General features: G+C 65.2%; 15 protein-coding genes and 1 tRNA gene. 11 read left to right on the top strand and 5 right to left on the bottom strand.

Annotated features, from left to right (window positions below; translation table 11 throughout):
• The first annotated feature begins 71 nt into the window (after positions 1-71).
• From ACNH6H_RS06245 to ACNH6H_RS06215, 7 genes are all read left to right on the top strand, one after another.
• Positions 72-1,214, top strand: coding sequence for an acyl-CoA dehydrogenase family protein (locus ACNH6H_RS06245; RefSeq protein ID WP_418316540.1), 1,143 nt, complete (start codon positions 72-74; stop codon positions 1,212-1,214).
• Positions 1,215-1,274: 60 nt separating this feature from the next.
• Positions 1,275-1,568 carry an NIPSNAP family protein gene (locus ACNH6H_RS06240; RefSeq protein ID WP_418321253.1) on the top strand — a complete coding sequence of 98 codons (294 nt, stop codon included), beginning with the start codon at positions 1,275-1,277 and terminating at the stop codon, positions 1,566-1,568.
• A gap of 15 nt (positions 1,569-1,583) precedes the next feature.
• The gene (locus ACNH6H_RS06235) at positions 1,584-2,027 is read left to right on the top strand and encodes a GlcG/HbpS family heme-binding protein (protein WP_418316538.1); all 444 of its coding nucleotides are present in this window, start codon (positions 1,584-1,586) and stop codon (positions 2,025-2,027) included.
• 43 nt (positions 2,028-2,070) lie between these two features.
• Complete coding sequence (locus ACNH6H_RS06230) at positions 2,071-2,694, top strand: TetR/AcrR family transcriptional regulator (protein ID WP_418316537.1); 624 nt, start codon at positions 2,071-2,073, stop codon at positions 2,692-2,694.
• Positions 2,695-2,839: 145 nt separating this feature from the next.
• Entirely contained in the window at positions 2,840-3,937 is a 1,098-nt protein-coding gene (locus tag ACNH6H_RS06225) for a Bug family tripartite tricarboxylate transporter substrate binding protein (RefSeq protein ID WP_418316535.1), read from the top strand.
• Positions 3,938-4,007: 70 nt separating this feature from the next.
• Positions 4,008-5,261, top strand: a complete 1,254-nt coding sequence (locus tag ACNH6H_RS06220) for an LVIVD repeat-containing protein (protein ID WP_418316533.1) — start codon at positions 4,008-4,010, stop codon at positions 5,259-5,261.
• Positions 5,261-6,301: a CobW family GTP-binding protein gene (locus ACNH6H_RS06215; RefSeq protein ID WP_418316531.1), complete on the top strand. Its 1,041-nt coding sequence runs from the start codon at positions 5,261-5,263 to the stop codon at positions 6,299-6,301. Before ACNH6H_RS06220 ends, ACNH6H_RS06215 begins: the two co-directional genes overlap by 1 nt.
• Before the next feature lie 81 nt (positions 6,302-6,382).
• Here the strand turns inward: ACNH6H_RS06215 and ACNH6H_RS06210 are convergent, their stop codons facing one another.
• The 3 genes from ACNH6H_RS06210 to ACNH6H_RS06200 form a co-directional block, all read right to left on the bottom strand.
• Positions 6,383-7,312 carry an NAD(P)-dependent oxidoreductase gene (locus ACNH6H_RS06210; protein WP_418316529.1) on the bottom strand — a complete coding sequence of 310 codons (930 nt, stop codon included), beginning with the start codon at positions 7,310-7,312 and terminating at the stop codon, positions 6,383-6,385.
• 171 nt (positions 7,313-7,483) lie between these two features.
• A tRNA-Ser gene (locus tag ACNH6H_RS06205) sits at positions 7,484-7,573 on the bottom strand.
• Between the two features lie 36 nt (positions 7,574-7,609).
• A complete protein-coding gene (locus tag ACNH6H_RS06200) occupies positions 7,610-8,437 on the bottom strand; it encodes a symmetrical bis(5'-nucleosyl)-tetraphosphatase (RefSeq protein WP_418316528.1) in 828 nt (275 codons plus the stop codon).
• 62 nt (positions 8,438-8,499) lie between these two features.
• Here ACNH6H_RS06200 and ACNH6H_RS06195 point away from each other — a divergent pair, with 62 nt between their 5' ends.
• The 4 genes from ACNH6H_RS06195 (at position 8,500) to ACNH6H_RS06180 (ending at position 14,133) form a co-directional block, all read left to right on the top strand.
• Positions 8,500-9,834 (top strand): hemolysin family protein, encoded by a 1,335-nt coding sequence (locus ACNH6H_RS06195; protein ID WP_418316526.1) that lies wholly within the window; start codon positions 8,500-8,502, stop codon positions 9,832-9,834.
• Positions 9,831-10,595 carry a SapC family protein gene (locus tag ACNH6H_RS06190; RefSeq protein WP_418316524.1) on the top strand — a complete coding sequence of 255 codons (765 nt, stop codon included), beginning with the start codon at positions 9,831-9,833 and terminating at the stop codon, positions 10,593-10,595. The genes ACNH6H_RS06195 and ACNH6H_RS06190 overlap by 4 nt, the downstream gene beginning before the upstream one ends.
• A 245-nt stretch (positions 10,596-10,840) precedes the next feature.
• Positions 10,841-11,590 carry a DUF502 domain-containing protein gene (locus ACNH6H_RS06185; RefSeq protein WP_418316522.1) on the top strand — a complete coding sequence of 250 codons (750 nt, stop codon included), beginning with the start codon at positions 10,841-10,843 and terminating at the stop codon, positions 11,588-11,590.
• Between the two features lie 14 nt (positions 11,591-11,604).
• A complete protein-coding gene (locus ACNH6H_RS06180; protein WP_418316521.1) occupies positions 11,605-14,133 on the top strand; it encodes an EAL and GGDEF domain-containing protein in 2,529 nt (842 codons plus the stop codon).
• Positions 14,134-14,155: 22 nt separating this feature from the next.
• On the opposite strand, the gene ACNH6H_RS06175 is transcribed toward ACNH6H_RS06180, so the two are convergent.
• On the bottom strand, positions 14,156-16,393 hold the full coding sequence (locus tag ACNH6H_RS06175; RefSeq protein WP_418316518.1) for a helicase-related protein: 2,238 nt from the start codon (positions 16,391-16,393) through the stop codon (positions 14,156-14,158).
• A 21-nt stretch (positions 16,394-16,414) separates the two neighbouring features.
• The gene (kynU, locus tag ACNH6H_RS06170) at positions 16,415-17,692 is read right to left on the bottom strand and encodes a kynureninase (protein ID WP_418316517.1); all 1,278 of its coding nucleotides are present in this window, start codon (positions 17,690-17,692) and stop codon (positions 16,415-16,417) included.
• Between the last annotated feature and the right edge of the window lie 195 nt (positions 17,693-17,887).

Below are 17,887 nucleotides of genomic sequence, written 5' to 3'. Positions count from 1 at the left end.
ATTCAATCGATTGCTTAAATCGATTGATACAATCCCTGTGTCCCGCTCCAGCCAACCAAGGAAGTCCCTCGATGAACTTCGGCCTCACCAGTGACCAGCAAGCCATGGTCCACCATGTGCGCACGCTGCTCGACGATGTCTGCAGCATGGAATACGCAGCGCGATGCGACGAGACCCGCACGCCGCCTCGAGAGGCGTTCAATGCGATCGCACGCAACGGCTGGCTCGGCCTGATTGCACCCGAGGATTACGGCGGCGCCGGCGGCACGCCAACCGACCTGGCGCTGCTGCTCGAAGAGACCGGCAACCATTTCGAGGAACTGGGACTGTGGCTGTTCCGCAGCTTCACCTTCGGTTGTTATGCGATCCTCAAGCACGGTACCGAGGAGCAAAAGCAGCGCATCGTTCCGGGCACCGTCAAGGGTGAGCTGAGCTTCGCATTTGCACTCACCGAGCCCGACTCGGGCTCCGACGCAGCCGCACTGCGCACCCGTGCAGTGCTCGACGGCGACCACTTCGTCGTCAACGGGCGCAAGCAGTTCACATCGGGCATGGACATATCCGACTATGTGCTGCTCGCCTGTCGCACCAACGACCTCGGCAAGAAGCAGCTCGGCATCAGCACCTTGCTGGTCGATACGCGGCTGCCGGGTATCGAGGTGCGCAAGATCCTGACGCTCGGTCAGAACGCGATCGGCACGACCGAAGTCACCTACACCAATGTTCGTGTACCACGCAGCGCGCTGCTCGGCGAACTCGACCACGGCTGGAACGTCTGCGAAGACACCTTGCGCTACGAACGGCTTTGCCTGTCGGCGGCGCGCATCGGCGCCGCGCGGCGCGCTTTCGACTTCGCGCTGGACTACGCCAAGACACGCCACCAATTCGGCAAGCCGATCGGCAGCTTCCAGGTTACCCAGCACAAGTTCGCCGACATGAAGGTGATGCTCGACACCTCGCAGACGATGGTTCGTCGCTACGCCTGGCTGATGGAGAACAACCAGGCCGAGCGCGCCGATGCCGCAGTGCTCAAGTACTACGTTGCTGAGTCGTACAAGACGATCTCGGACATCTGCCTGCAGATCCTGGGCGGCTATGGCTACTGCATGGAGTATCCGATGCAGCGCTTCTTCCGCGACTCCCGGCTGGCGACCATCGGCGGCGGCACGTCGGAAGTCCAAAAGAACATCATCGCCGGCACACTGGGGCTCTGAGCCGCTACACCGACGGAATCCAACTCACCGCCGCGGCGTGAACCCAACCATGATCGTCGAATTGCGCACTTACACGATGAAACCCGGCCGAACGGGCGACTTCGTCAATCTCTACCGCCACTGCAGAACCGCCACCTCGGCGGGCTGATCGGCTTCTATGTATCCGAGATCGGGGCGATGAACCAGGTCGTGCACATGTGGCGCTACGACAACCTGGGCGATCGTGAGAAGCGCCGCGCGGCCCTTGACGCCGACCCCGCATGGGCAGAATACCGGCGCGCGTTCGCTGCGCTCGACGTCGTTATCGACCAGCAGTCGCAGATCCTTCGTCCGACCGATTTTTCTCCCAACTGACACCGACCATATCCCATGTCCAGCATCACACTTGCGCAAGCCGACCAACTGGCCGACGAGGCCCTCAAGGTCGGCCGGCAAAAAGCATTCGCTCCGCTCACGGTTGCCATCCTCGACACCGGTGGCCATTTAAAGGTGCTCAAGCGTGAGGAGGGTGCAGGCATCTTGCGGCCGCAAATTGCCATCGGCAAGGCCTGGGGGGCACTCGGCATGGGTTTCGGCGGTCGCGAACTGGCGCGCCGGGCGCAGGCGGTGCCGCATTTCTTCACCGCCATCGACATTGCCTCCGAGGGCCGCATGGTGCCGGTTGCCGGTGGCGCATTGCTGTGCAGCGCCGACGGCACGTTGATGGGTGCCATCGGCATCTCGGGTGATACCTCGGACAACGACGAAGTCTGCATCCTCACGGCGGCCAAGACAGTCGGTGTGGTGGCGGAGACAGGCGATCCGGTTGCCTGACGCCGGCGAGCCGGCCACCGCAACGCATGTGGCCGCACAGACCATGCCCGCAGCCTCCGTCCCCGAAGATCGTCCGGTCGCGCGCAAACGCACACGGCTGCGCGCTGATGAGCGCCATCAGCAGATCCTGCATGGTGCGATCCACTATTTCGCCGAGGCCGGATTCGCCGGCCATACGCGAGAGCTGTCGCGCCGGCTCGGTATCACGCAGCCGCTGCTCTACAGCTATTTCAAATCCAAGCAGGACCTGATCGACCAGGTCTACCTGCATGTGTTCATGGGACGCTTGCAGCCGCACTGGCTCGAACTGCTCGAAGACGAGTCGCGGCCGCTCGGCGAGCGGCTGGTCGATTTCTACGGCACCTATTCAAGCGCCACCTACCGGCCCGAGTGGATCCGCATCTACCTGTTTGCCGGACTGGAAGGCGGCGACTTGAATCGGCGTTATCTGAAACGCGTCAAGTCCGATCTGCTGGTGCCATGCTGCCGGCAATTGCGCCGCCACTGTGGTATCAAGGACTCCGCGCCGGTGTCGGACAGGAAATCGAATTTTTCTGGACCTTGCACGATGGCATCTTCTATACCGCGATCCGTGAAGCCGTGTATCGCCTGCCAATGGCCGTTGCCATTGAGCAAAAAGTGCGTTTTGCCGTCGAGGCCTTTCTGACGGGTGCCCGCGAGGTCTCCCGCGACTGGTCGAGCAGGAGCGCAAGCGGCCTGAAGAGCGCGAAAAATCGAAGTGCTGACTCGTTCAAGCGGTCGTTGCGCCGGGCTCGGGATAGGGCAATCACCCATTTGATTAAATCAATTGATTGATTATCCTGGCGCCCGCATCATACCGGCGCTCGCCGGGCCCCGCCCGCCGCCGTAGCGTCGGCATTTGTCCACACCAGCTGCCCGGCTCTGCCGGGCTGTCTCGCAGAACAGAGGATGAGCCCATGAATATCAGCAAACGCCACTGCCTGGCGGTCGCTGCCGCCACCGCTCTGGGATTGATGGCAGTAACAAGCCATGCCCAGACCTACCCGACCAAGCCGATCCGGGTGATCGTGCCCAGTTCTCCCGGCGGCAGCCCCGATGTGATGGCGCGGATGATCACCGCAGCGATGAGCGAAGAACTCGGTCAGCCGATGGTCGTCGAAACGATTCCCGGTGCCGCCGGCATCATCGGCACCGACAAGGTCGCGAAGTCGCCGGCCGACGGCTACACGCTGCTTTATGGCTTCAATCAGGTGGCGACAATGAATCCGCCGCTGTACAAGAAGCTGCCATATCACCCCGAACGCGACCTTGCGCCGATCGGGCTGACGCTGAACCTCAGCTACATGTGGATCGCGCCCAAGGATTTCGAGCCCAACACAATCGACGAGCTGATCCGCCACAACCGCGCCAAACCGGGTCAGGTGAATTACGCGTCGACCGGGCCGGGGTCTGCCGCGCACCTGGGAGGTCTGCTGCTGGAGCGCATGACAGGTACGCAGATGACCCATGTGCCGTATCGCAGCAACACCAACACCGACCTAATCGCCGGCGTGGTGCAGCTCAAGCTGGACCCGATCCCGGCGTCGATCGAACTGGTCAAAGGCGGCAAGGTCAAGGTGCTGGCCGTCAGTTCAAGAAAAAGGCTGGCCGTGTTACCCGATGTGCCCAGCGTCGCGGAAACGGTGCCGGGTTACGAAATCGTCGGCTGGCAGGGCATCTGGGCGCCGGCGGGGACGCCGGCTGCGATCGTGCAGCGCCTGAATGCCGCGATGGTCAAGGTGGTGCAGATGCCGGAGATGCAGAAGCGCATCCAGGAGCGCGGGGTCGAGCCGCTGGGAACGAGCCCGAAGGAGATGGCCGATCGCATCAACAAGGAACTGGGCGAATGGACCACTCTGCTGAAGCAGGCAAATATCGCCCTCGACTGACCGATCTTCACAGGCCGGCAGTGCATCCGCTTTTGCTATCGATCGATAAATTAACACCCAGGAGACCCCCATGGATTCCCTAGCTCCGGTCGCACCGGCAAGTCGCGCGCATCAGACGCTGGCCCATAACATGACCCTGCTCGCGCATCACGAGCTCGAGGGCTTCGGGGGCATGGGTGAAGGCATTGCAATGCAGCTGACCGATGACGGTCGCCGCGTGTTGTGGATGGCACACGAATCTGCGCCGAAGAATTTCACCGCTGTCGAAGTCACCGACCCGCGCCGGCCGAAGGTGCTGGTGCAGACCGAACTGCCACACATGAAGGTTCGCTCCAATTCGCTCGACGTCAGCGGAAACCTGATGGCGGTTGCCTACCAGACCCAGACCGCAGGGCTGAAGCCTGCCGGCTTCGACCTGTGGAATATCAGCGTGCCCGAACGGCCGGAGCTGATCTCCCATTTCGACTGCTCGGGACCGTTCTCGCGCGGTGTGCACGCCTTGTGGTTCGTCGATGGCAAGACCGTGCACATCGCCGCAGGGGCACCGGACTTCCAGCCACACAACCCGCGGGACCACCAGTTCTACCGAATCATCGACGTCAGCGAGCCGACGCGCCCGGTCGAAGCCGGCCGGTGGTGGATGCCTGGAACGCGGGTCGGCGACAGTGAACCGCAACCGGCCCGGCTGCCGCCGCAATTCGACACCGGATTTCGTGCCCACAACACCAATGTATTTCCCGACCGCCCTGACCGCGCCTATGTCGGATATATCGACGGCGGTGCCGTGGTGCTCGACATCGCCAACCCGGCTGACATCAAGGTGGTGTCGACCTGGAACCATTCACCACCGTTCAACGGCTTCACCCACACCGTGCTGCCGCTGTTCAGCCGCGACCTGTGGATCGTCAGTGACGAGTGTGTGCAGGACGACGGCAAGGACTGGCCGAAACTGGTCTGGGTCGTCGACGCACGCTCGGAAGCCCACCCGCTGCCGATCGGCACCTTTCCGATGCCGCCGCCGGAGGTATTCGCCAAGCGCGGCGGCCGCTTCGGCGCTCACAACCTGCACGAGAACCTGCCGGTGCCGGGGTCGTTCTGCTCCGACACCATCATCATCGGCACCTTCTTTAATGGCGGTGTGCGCGTCTACGACACCAGCAACCCATACCGGGTCGAGGAGATCGCCTATTTCGTTCCCGGCGCTCCGCGGCTGTCACCGGTCGGTGCGGTGCAGCTCAATGACGTCTTCGTCGACGAGAAGCAGATCGTCTATACGATCGACCGCTTCGGCGGCGGTCTCTATATCCTCGAGATGAACATCTGATGCGCACACGCGACCCGGTTGCGGGGCGGCTGCCGGTGACGCTGATCACCGGTTTCCTCGGCAGCGGCAAGACCACGCTGCTGCGCGAACTGCTGCGCCATCCGGCGATGAACCGGGTCGCCGTCGTGATCAATGAGGTCGGCGAGATCGGCATCGACAACGACCTGGTGACGATGGTCAGCGAAAACGTCAGTCTGCTCGCCAATGGCTGCCTGTGCTGCGTGGTGCGCACCGACCTGCAGGAGACGCTGCGCGAACTGTTCGGCCAGCGTCGGGCCGGCGAGATCATCGACTTCGATCGGGTCGTCATCGAGACCACCGGTCTGGCCGATCCGGCGCCGATCGTGCAGACCCTGGCCAGCGACACCATGCTCGGCGCGCATTACCGGCTCGATGGTGTGGTCACCCTGGTCGATGCGGTCAACGGCTCGGGTCAGCTGACATCTCAGCCCGAAGCGCACAAGCAGGTGGCGCTGGCGGACCGCCTGTTCATCACCAAGACCGATCTTGTCGACACGGCGCAACTCGAAGCGCTGTCGACGGAACTGCGGGCGCTGAACCCGCGCGCCGCCATTGATGTGCTGCGCGACGGACGCATCGATCCTGCCGAACTCACCAATCTTGGCTTGAGCAGTGCGAAGGGTGGCGAATCGACACTGCGTTTTCTTGGCGAACTCGAGACGGGCTCCGCTGAAGCAGATGGCGGTTATCTCGGCCAGCGCCTGCCGGCACGCCACGATCCGCGGGTGCAGACCATGTCGCTGCGCTTCGAGCGGCCGTTCAGCTGGGAAACCTTCAGCGCGGCGCTCGACATGCTGATCAACCTGCGCGGACCCGATCTGCTGCGGGTCAAAGGCATCGTCAATGTCGACGGTGCTGCAGTGGTCGTGCAGGGCGTGCAGCATGTGATGCATCCGCCGGTGACACTCGATCGCTGGCCGAGCGACGATACCGACACCCGCATCGTCTTCATCACGCGAGGCATCGCGGAGACGGCAATCCGCGGCCTGTTCGACGCGGTCACCGCGATGCGGTCCTGAAGCGGCGCCGCAAGGCACCGCTGGATTCAGCCGCCAGCGCGCGCTGCGTCCTGAGGCAACGCTGAATCAGCGTCGCCCTGATCAGTTCCGAGCTGGCGCAGACATGCGCTCGAGGACGTCGAAAACGGCGGCCGTATCGTCCTTTGCATGCCCCATTCCCATCGCCGCGTTGTAGACCGGGACACAGGCATTGAACAACGGCGCAGGCACGTTGGCGGCTGCCAGTTCGGCGGCAATCAGCGACATGTCCTTCTGCCAAGTCTGCACCTTCATCGTCGCATCGGTCCAGCCCTGGTTCACCATCATCGGGCCGCGCACCTGCAGCATGCGCGATCCGCCTGCGCCATCGGAAAGCACCTTGACGGCAAGCTCCATGTCGATGCCCATGCGCGAACCCATCAGCAACGCCTCCGCGGCCGATACATTGTGGATGGCCACCAGCAGATTGGCCATCAGCTTCATGCGCATGCCGTTGCCAAAAACGCCAATCGGATAGGTGACACGCGCAAAGCCGTCGAACACCGGCGACATGCGTGAAATCGCGTCGCTGTCACCACTGGCGTACACGGCCAGATCGCGGGTGCGCGCCTGGGCCCCGGTACCCGACAGCGGGCAATCAAGCATCACGATGCCGCGAGCAGCGAGCAGGTCGTGTGCAACCTGCTTGGCCTCAATCGAGAAGGTGCTGGTTTCGGCAACGATCTGCCCGGCAAGGCCATGTGCTGCGATCAGCATGACAGTCTGCTTCAAAGCTGCTTCCCCAGGCAGGCTCAGCAGCAGGACCTCTGAATCCCTGATCACCGACTCGGCATCTCCCAAGGACTGGCCGCCGCACTCTGACAAGGCTTGGCCAGCCACGGGCACCGGATCGTAGCCCCGCACCTCGAAACCGGCGCGCACCAGATTGGCTGACATCGCCGAGCCCATGATGCCAAGGCCGAGCAGGCCAACTTTGCGGATTGACGCAATGCTGCCGGCCACGGCAACCGAGGAAGAATGCGTTGCGCTCATGCCCGCCTGCGGATGTTCTTGATAGGACGCGATTGTTTAGCGACGATCAACGATGACCATCCGAACAGGCGCGAGAAGAAACAGCTGCGACACGGCCGCCGAGGTTCTTGATGGGTGCGTTAATGGGTAACCGACAAAAAGGGCCGTGAAGGCCCTGATTTATCAGCTGCCTGGTGGAAGGCGTGGGATTCGAACCCACGGAGGGCGCAAACCCTCGGCAGTTTTCAAGACTGCTGCCTTAAACCACTCGGCCAGCCTTCCGCGCCCGCCATTGTAGAGGCGGCGCCTGCTGCGCCGTCAGTTGAGGTTCGGCGTGGCGCTGGCGGCGCAGTCGACCTGGATCAGCTCGCGGCGGCCGCCGTCGATGCGCAACGCGCTGAGCGCGCCGCCCCAGACGCAACCGGTATCGAGCGCGACGAGGTTGGGGCGGTTGATCAGGCCGAGCCGTGACCAGTGACCAAAGGCGATCGGCTGGCCGGCGGTGCGGCGGCCCGGTGCGTCGAACCACGGCGTCAGGCCGGGCGGGGCCTCGTCGACCCCCTCCTTGGTCGTGAAGTCGAGCGAGCCGTCGGGCAGCAGGAAGCGGGTGCGCGTCAGCGCATTGATGACCAGGCGCAGGCGGTCGTCGCCGTCGAGGGCGTCGTCCCAGCGCGCCGGCTGGTTGCCGTACATCACCTGCAGGAAGGCGGTCAGGTCCGGGCCGCGCAGCCGCGTCTCAACCTCGGCGGCCAGGCGCATCGTCTGTTCGCGGTCCCACTGCGGCACGACACCGGCGTGCACCATCAGCCAGCCGTCGTCGAAGATCGCCAGCGGCCGCCAGCGCACCCAGTCGATCCAGGCTTCGCGGTCGTCGGCGGTGAGGATGTCGTCGAGCGTGTCGCTGCGGTGGACCTTGCGTACGCCGTGTGCAGCCGCCAACAGGTGCAGGTCGTGGTTGCCGAGCAGGCAGCTCGCTGCGTCGCCGAGCCCGCGCAGCAAACGCAACGTCGCCAGGCTCTGCGGCCCGCGGTTGACCATGTCGCCGAGCACGAACAGCCGGTCGCGGGAGGCCGAGAAATCGATTTTTTCGAGCAGCCGCTGCAGTGCGCCGCAACAGCCCTGTACGTCGCCGATCAGATAGTGCATGGCCCCGATTCTGCTACCCTCGCCGCCACTATCGAATTGCGCACCCGCGGGGTGCCCGTCGCATGGACGTCGCGCTGCTGGTTTTCCTGATTCTTCTGAACGGCATCTTCGCGATGTCGGAGATGGCCTTGACGGCGAGCCGCAAGGCGCGGCTGCAGGTGATGGTCGAGACCGGCGACTCCGGCGCCAAGGCCGCGATGGCGCTGCACGACGATCCGACGCGGTTTCTGTCGGTGGTGCAGATCGGCATCACCTCGATCGGCATCCTGAACGGCATCGTCGGCGAGGCCGCCTTCTCGGCGCCGTTTGCCGCCTGGCTGCGCGACACCTTCGGCATGCAGCAGGGAGCCTCCGACATCACCGCGACCGGCATGATCGTCGTGACGATCACCTTCGCGACGATCATCTTCGGCGAGCTGGTGCCGAAGCGGCTCGGCCAGATGTATCCGGAAAGCGTCGCCCGGCTGGTCGCGAAGCCGATGGACTGGCTGTCGATCCTGGCCAGCCCGTTCGTCAAGCTGCTGGCCTTTTCGACCGTCGGCACGCTGGCGCTGCTGGGCATCAAGGGCGGGCCGAGCCGCAGCGTCACCGAGGAGGAAATCGCCGCTCAGCTCGAAGAGGGGCTGGAGTCCGGCGTCATCGAGGCGCACGAGCACCAGATGGTGCGCAATGTCTTTCGCCTCGACGACCGGCAGGTCGGCTCGATGATGATCCCGCGTTCGGAAATCGTCTGGCTCGACGTCAACCAGTCGGCCGAGGAGATCATGCAGATCGTCTCGACCGAGGAGCATTCGCGCTACCCGGTCTGCCGCAACGGGCTGTCCGACGTCGTCGGCGTGATTTCGGCGCAGACGCTGCTGCGCCAGGCGGTGCAGGGCCTGCCGCTGGCCTTGTCGAAACTGTCCGAAGGCCTGCAGCCTTGTGTCTTCGTGCCGGAGACGCTGTCGGGCATGGAGTTGCTCGAGCAGTTTCGCGCCTCCGGCGCCCAGTTGGTGATGGTCGTCGACGAATACGGCGAAGTGCAGGGGATGATCACCGTGCGCGACGTGCTGGAGGCGATCGCCGGCGAATTCACGACGCCGACCGACGACGATGCCTGGGCGGTGTCGCAGGGCGAGGGCGGCTGGATCTTCGACGGGCTGATTCCGGTCCACGAGTTGAAGGACCGGCTCGATCTGAAGGAGCTGCCGGAAGAAGACCGCGGCCGCTACAACACGCTGGCCGGCATGATCATGCTGCTGCTCGGCCGGCTGCCGATGACCGGCGATACCGTTGACTGGGAGAATTGGCGCTTCCAGGTCGTCGAGATGGAAGGCAAACGCGTCGACCGCGTCTTTGCCACCGCGATCGACGAGAACAATTCCGATGAACAGGCGACAGACACGTCGAACCCATGACCAACCAGTCCTCACCGATCTACCGCGAACCCGTCCAACTCAATGCCCAGCTGCACCGCCACAAGCGGCTGAAGCCGCTTGAGGACCACTCGCTGCTCGGCAGCATCAATGCCGTCTACCTCAACGTCGTCGAGTTCGCACCGGCAGCGCAGTCGTTTCCGATCATTTTCGTGCCGCCAACCACGGCGCAGCCGCAGGTCACGCCGATGGCGATGCTCGGGCTGGTCGCGAAACAGAACCTGTTCGTCGAGGATGGCCGCTGGGACGCATCGTATGTGCCGGCGTTTTTCCGCCGCCTGCCGTATCTGACCGCGCCGTTGCCGGGCACCGACCAGATCGGCGTCTACATCGACATGCAGTGGCCGGGCCTCAACGACACCGATGGCGAACCGCTGTTCACACCCGAGGGGGAGCAGGCGCCGGCACTGAGCCAGGCGATCGAGTTTTTGAAATCCTTCGACGAGGAAGCGAAGCGGACGAGCCAGATCTGTGCGCGGCTGAACGAGATGGAGCTGTTCACCCCGATGAAGGCCGATGTGAAACTGCCGGACGGCGAGACCTTGACGATCGAGGGTTTCATGATCATCGACGAAGCCAAGCTGGCCGAGTTGCCCGACGCAAAGGTGCTCGAACTGCATCGCAGCGGCGCACTCGGCGTGATCCATGCCCATCTGGTGTCGTTGAACCAGGTCAACAACCTGATCCAGCGTCAGGCACGACGCGCGGCAAGCTCGGCCCCCAGCGCGACTGCCACCGCCTGAGCCCGGCTGGCTCCGACATGTTGGCGTCGTTGCCGACCGGTGTGGATGCCGCGGTGGCGGCGACCAGACATGCCACACTTGCATGCGCGCCTGCGCCGCAGGCCGGCGGTGCCCGCCGGTCGCACGCATGTCGGCGCACGCCGTCTACGGGCGGCGCCTGACAGACAACGATCGGATCGAGACGAGATGAGTGCAGCAACCGCAATATCACGCCGCGCCGTGCAACGCCACCCGATGGGGTCGTGATGACGAACTCGACGCGCCAGGTTCTCAGGACTTTCCTGACCGGCCTGCTGGCGGCACTGCCGCTGATCGCGACGGTTGCCGTCTGCGTCTGGGCAATCCGCCTGCTGGTTGCGTGGTTCGGCCCCGGCAGCTATTTCGGCCGCATCCTGGTGGCGATCGGGCTGGGCAACGCCGGCACCGAATTTGCCGCCTATCTGGTCGGCATGCTGACCGTGCTGCTGCTGATCTTTTCGCTCGGCATCCTGGTGCAGACTCGGCTGCGCATCGTGCTTGCGCGAGCGCTGAACGGGATCATGGATCGCATCCCGCTGGTCGGCAAGATCTACGACCTGGCAAAAAAGTTCGTTGATTTATTGGCCCAGCGCGACAGCTCGCAGACCCGCTCGATGAGCCCGGTCTGGTGCCATTTCGGCGGCCCCGGCGGCGCCGCCGTGCTCGGCCTGCTGTCGACCCCGCAGCCGGTCAATGTCGACGGCCGCGCCTATCTTGCGGTGCTGGTGCCGACCGCACCGGTGCCGGTCGGCGGCGGCCTGCTGTATGTGCCGCAGGAGTGGGTCACCCCGGCCAATCTCGGCGCCGAGGCGGTGACCAGCATCTATGTCTCGATGGGCATCACGTCGAGCCAACACCTGGGCAATGCGACGAGTGATGGCACCGCGGAGGCGGCAACCGCCGCCCATCAGTCGGTGGCTGCCGCACCGCAGGCGCTGCCATCGCGCCCGGCTGAACGACCGGACCATTCCGGCTGAGCGGCGGGTGACGCGTGGCGCACGACCAATCGCTGCCGATCGTGCCCTTGACCCCGGCGCAAGCGACCGCCGCCGATGCGCAACGCATCTGGTCCGATTTCAACTCGCTGTTCGAATTTCTGCCGATCGGCGCCTACCGCTCGTCCCCCGATGGCCAGCAGCTGCGCGCCAACCAGGCACTGGTGCGGCTGAACGGTTATTCGACCGAGGCCGAATTGCTGACAGCGGTTGGCGATATCGGCCGCGAGTGGTATGTCGATCCGCGCCGGCGCGAGCAGTTCATCCGCAGCATCGAACGCGACGGCCATGTCAGCGGTTTCGTCGCGGAAGTGCGCCGGCACGCCACCGGCGAGCGGATCTGGATCAGTGAAAACGCCCATGCGGTGCGCGATGCCGACGGGCGGGTCGTCTTCTACGAAGGCACCGTCGAGGAGATCACCGATCGGGTCAATGCAGCGGAATCCGTGCGGCGCAGCGAAGAGGATTTCCGCCGGCTGACCTCGCAGGTGCCCGGCGTCCTGTACCGGCTACGGGTGGCCGCCGACGGCCGGCTGCGCTACGACTTCGTCAGCGATGGCGTGCGCGGCCTGTTCGGCCTGACGCCCGAGCAGGTGCTCGCCGACGCCGCCGCGCTGCTGCGGATGCGGCATCGCGGCGACATGCGGCGGCTCGGCCCGCAGATGAAGGCCGCCTACGATGCCGGCGAACCGCTCGACCTGGTCTTTCGCATCGTGCTCGCCGACGGCACGCGCAAATGGGTCCACCTCAATTCATCGGCGGTTGAACGAACGGATGGTGAATCGGTGCGGGTCGGCGTGATGTTCGACGTCAGTGCCCGCACTGAAGCCGAGGCCGCATTGCGCGAGCGCGACAACCTGTGGAAACTCGCGCTCGAGAGCACCGGCGACGGCTTGTGGGACTGGGATATTGCCACCGGGGTCGAGAGTTTCTCGCAGCGCTTCAGCGAGATGTACGGCTTCGGCGGCCACGATTTCACGGTCGAGGCGGCGCAGTTCGACCAGCGCACCCATCCCGACGACCTCGAACAGATGCTGCGCGATCGCCAGGCGCATCTGGACGGCCATACGCCGGCTTATGTCAATGAACACCGCGTCCGCTGCCGCGATGGCAGCTGGAAGTGGATTCTTGCCCGTGGCATGGTGATCGAGCGTGATGCGCTCGGCCGGCCGACCCGGATGATCGGCACCCACACCGATATCAGCGAGCGCAAGATGTCGGAGGCGCTGATCTGGCAGCAGGCAAATTTCGATTCGCTGACCGGACTGCCGAACCGCCGCATGCTGCGCGACCGGCTCGAACAGCACATCAAGAAAACCGACCGCGCTGCATTGCAGCTCGCATTGCTGTTCATCGACCTCGACCACTTCAAGCAGGTCAACGACAGCGTCGGCCACGAGATGGGCGACCAGCTGCTGGTGCAGGCTGCCGAGCGGATCCGCGGCTGCGTGCGTGGCGTCGATACCGTCGCGCGCCTTGGCGGCGACGAGTTCACCGTCGTCTTGTCCGAGCTGACCGACCCCGAGCGGGCCGGGCAGATCGCGCAGAAGATCGTGCAGTCGTTGTCGGAAGGATTTCGCCTCGGCAGCGAGATGGCGTTTGTCTCGGCGAGCATCGGCATCACGCTGTACCCCGACGATGCGACCGAGATCGACGAGCTGTTCAAACATGCCGACCAGGCGCTGTACGTCGCAAAGGAACGTGGCCGCAATCGGGTCAGCCATTTCACGCCGTCACTCGAGGCTGCTGCGCAGACGCGGCGCATCCTCGCCAACGATTTGCGTGTCGCGCTGCAGGGCGAGCAGTTCAGCGTCGCCTACCAGCCGATCGTCGAGATGGCGAGCGGCCGCATCTTCAAGGCCGAGGCGCTGATCCGCTGGCAGCATCCGCTGCGCGGCGCGATCGGACCGGCCGATTTCATACCGATTGCCGAATCGACCGGGCTGATCGTCGATATCGGCGATTGGGTCTTTCGCCAGGCGGCCGAGCAGGCGGTGCGCTGGCGGGCCGAATTCGACGCCGGTTTCCAGATCAGCGTCAACAAGTCGCCGGTGCAGTTCGTCCACGGCCGCGGCAGCCAGCAGCGCTGGTTCGAACTGCTGCGCGAACTCGGCTTGCCGGGCCAGAGCCTGGTGCTGGAGATCACCGAGGGCCTGCTGCTCGATCCGGCGTCGGGCATCAACGAACAGCTGCTCGAACTGAGCAGAGCCGGCGTCGGCGTCTCGCTCGACGATTTCGGCACCGGTTTTTCTTCGCTGTCGTATCTGCAGCGCTACGACATCGACTATCTGAAGATCGACAAGAGTTTTGTTTTCCACCTCAGCGCCGGATCGAAGAACCTGGCGCTGTGCAAGGCAATCATCGTGATGGCGCACGAGCTGGACATGAAGGTGATCGCGGAAGGCGTCGAGACGGCCGAACAACGCGACCTGCTGGCCGCAGCCGGCTGCGATTTCGCGCAGGGCTTCCTGTATTCACGGCCGGTGCCGGCCGCCGAATTCGAGCGGCTGCTGCGCGGCCGCTGAACCGGCGCCGGCCCGAGGTTTCTCAGCGCCGCCGTCCGCGGGCGCGCCACAACGGCTTCTTGCCTTTCAGATGGCGCTCGATGCCGTCGTTCAGGCGCGAGCGCAGATCGATCACCGCATCGAGCTGCCCGTAAATCCCGGGAAAACGCAGGTCCAGCCACAACCACAGCGTGCAGGCGCGCAGCGCCTGTTCCATCCGGTCGAGCCGGCTGTGTTCGTCGACCTCGTCGAGAAACCACGGGTCTTCGACCTGCCCGGCAAAGGCATGCGCCTCGGCCCAGCCGAGAAAATGCTGCAACTGTTCGTCGCTGCGCGAATCGACCGGCGCCTGCGAATAGGTGAAGCGTTCGCGCAGCGGCAGCCGGCTCGCCCGTTCGTCGAGGTGTTCGGCGATTGCGACCATCTGATCCAGTTCGGCGACCTCGAAATGCGCATCGTCGAGCTGCAGCTGGGCCATGAAGACGCCGAGCACGGCGCCGAGTCGATCCTTGCCGAGGCGGCTTGCGATCGTGTCGACATGCCACCAGTTCGGCGCGACCGCGGCCTTGAAATCGCGGGGCGCACGCGGCGCGGTCGCCAGCAGCTCGCGCAGCTGTTTCGCCGCCGACGGTTCGGCATCGACCATCACGCCGGCAAAACCTTCTTCCTGCAGGCCATAGCGGCCGGCCCGGCCGGCGATCTGGTGCACTTCCGATTCGTCGAGTTCGCGATCGCCGACACCGTCGAACTTGGTCAGCGTGCTGAACAGCACGCGGCGGATCGGCAGGTTCAGCCCCATGCCGATCGCATCGGTGGCGACCAGGATCGCCGCATGGCCCTGCGCAAAGCGTTCGGCCTCGCGGCGCCTGACCTCCGGCGGCAGCGCGCCGTAGATCACCGAGACGCTGTGCCCCTCGGCGGCGACCTGATCGCGCAGCATCAACACGTCGCGGCGGCTGAACGCCACCAACGCATCGCCACTGCGCAGCCCGCCCATCGGCACCGGCGCCGGCAGCAATTTGACCGCCTGCTTGCGCTCGAAATGGCGGATCTCCGGTTGCTCGCCGCACAGCCGCAGCAGATTCTCGATCGCCGGCACCGCATGCACCGAGCAGATGATCAGCAGCTCCTTGGCCGGCACGCCGACGATCGCCTGCGTCCAGGCCCAGCCGCGCGACGGGTCGAAGATCATCTGCGCCTCGTCGATCACCGCGACCTGCACCTCGCTGCGGGTGGCCAGCATCTCGATCGTGCTCGAGACCAGCCGGGCGCCTTCGACCGCCACCTTTTCCTCGCCGGTCAGCAGCGAGCAGGCGACGCCGCGCGCCTGCAGGCGGTCGCGTCCTTCGAGCGCAAGCAGCCGCAGCGGCGCGAGGTAGCAGCCGCCGTCGGCCGCCGCGAGGCGTTCGAATGCCGCATGGGTCTTGCCGCTGTTCGGCGGGCCGACAAACAGCGTGACCTTGCGGCCGAGCCGGCGCGCCAGCGGAAAACTGTCCGGATAACCCTGGAAGCGCAGCTCGATCGTCAGGTCCTCGAGCGTATCGAGCTCGTTGACGCGGTTCGCCCAGCGGCTGAAGGCGCGTTCGCAGCCGGCCTCCAGTTCGACAAACGGCCGCGGCAGCGAACATTCGGCCTGCAAGCCGGGCAGCAGCGACTCCATCCGCTGCGGATTGACCGCGCTGGCCTGATCGACCAGCTTGTCGAGCTGTTCGCGCAGTGCGTCGGCGAGCAGATAGCCGGGTGGCGGGCCAAGCGCCGCCAGCAGTTGCTGCTGGTCGCCATCGCGGAAAAACTGCCAGACCGGATCCGCATCGACCTCGACCAGATGGCTGACCTGGACCTGCCACGGAGCCTTGCCATGTCCGGAGCCGAGCACGACGACGTCGCTGCACAGCCGCTCCCAGTGATCGCCGTTGCGACGCAGGCCCAGCGTGTCGAGCGCCGCGTGACGCTCGAGCAGGCGTGCGCGCACGCCGCGTCCGCTGCCGACCGCATCGAGGTGGCGCAATGCCTGGTCGAACAGCTGCGGCGCGATCCAGCGGCTCGGCCGGGCGCCGGCAGCGGCCTTCTGCAACAGCACCATGCCGCGCTGATCGAGTTGCTCGTCGGTGGCCGGCGCGCCGTCGATGGTGAAATCGGCCGGCGCGACGACCTGCGGCAGCAGATAGGCCGCCTGGCGGACCCGTTCGATCTGCTCCGGTTCGAGCTGGGGCGGCAACCGCTGGCGGTGGCGTGGATTCGGCAGCTGCAGGCTGCGTGGTGGGGTATCGGTTGCAGGCATCCTGCCGAGTCTAGGGCCTCGTCAGGTCACCGCTGCCCGCTGCTGGAAGCGCGGCTCGCGCCATTCGCCGCCGTGCAGCACCTCGACCAGCTGCTCGACCGCGTCCCAGACATCGACGAAGCGCGTATACAACGGCGTGAATCCGAAGCGCAGGATGTCCGGCGCGCGGAAGTCGCCGATCACGCCGCGCGCAATCAACGCCTGCATCACCGGATAGGCATCGGCATGCGAAAAACTGACCTGGCTGCCGCGCACTGCCGGGTCGCGCGGCGATTTCAGCTCGAGACCGTGGCCGGCGCAGCAGGCCTCGACGCGGGCAATGAACAGTTCGCACAATGCGACCGACTTGTTCCGCAATGCAGCGATCCCGCCATGGGCCTCGGCCGCCAGCACGGTGTCGACGCCGCATTCGAGCGCGGCCAGCGACAACAGCGGTGGCGTGCCGCACAGGTAGCGGTCGATGCCGCCGGCCGGCCGATAGTCCGGGCTGAATTCGAATGGTGCGGCATGGCCCATCCAGCCCGACAGCGGCTGACGGAAGTTGTCGACATGGCGCGCATGGGCCCAGACGAAAGCCGGCGCTCCCGGACCACCGTTCAGGTATTTGTAGCCGCAGCCAACCGCAAAATCGGCGTCGCAGCCGTTCAGGTCGACCGGCAGCGCGCCGGCGCTGTGCGCAAGGTCCCAGATCGTCAGCACGCCGTGATCGTGGGCGGCGCGGGTCAGCGCCGCCATGTCGTGCTGGCGGCCGCTGCGGTAATCGACCTGCGTCAGCATCAGGATTGCCGGCCGGTCGGCCAGCAGTTCCGGGATGTCCTCGGCTTCGGCGAGCAGCAAATGCATGCCGTGCTGGCTGGCAAGGCTTTGCGCGATGTACAGATCGGTCGGGAAATTGCGGCGCTCGGAGACGATCAGCTTGCGCATCGGCGGCCGCTCCTGCACCACCGCGATCGCCGCGCTGAGCACCTTGAACAGATTGACCGATGTCGAATCGGCCACCACAAGCTCGTTCTCGCCGGCGCCGACCAGCCGCGCAATCTTGTTGCCCACGCGCTGCGGCAGGTCGATCCAGCCGGCGCTATTCCAGCTCTTGATCAGGTCGCGCCCCCATTCCTCGCTGATCAGTTGCTGGACCCGCGCGGCGGTCGCCTTCGGCAACACACCGAGCGAATTGCCGTCGAGGTAGATCGTGCCGTCAGGCAGATCGAATTGTTCGCGCAACGGCGCGAGCGGGTCGGCGCGGTCGTGTTGTTCGCAGTCGGCGCGGGTCAGGATCGGATCCATCGGGGCATTGCTCATCGGTGGTTGCGCTTGCCGCGAACTTAGCATTGGTTGCGGCTCGACGGGGCGCCTTGTGGCCGACATCCGGGCTGGACACTTGTCGCACCAGGCCGAGGCAAGCAAAATGGCCCGCACTGGGCAAGCCGGAGCGGAGGTGCGCTTCTTGGACGGGCAAGCGGGGGACCTGACGGATCATCGGCGCACGCGCTGTCT

Origin of the sequence: Pseudideonella sakaiensis, assembly GCF_048320135.1 — a bacterium.
GTDB classification, from domain to species: Bacteria; Pseudomonadota; Gammaproteobacteria; order Burkholderiales; family Burkholderiaceae_C; genus Ideonella_A; species Ideonella_A sakaiensis_A.
Note: the sequence above shows the minus strand (reverse complement) of the source record. Positions and strands in the feature narration are given on the sequence as shown.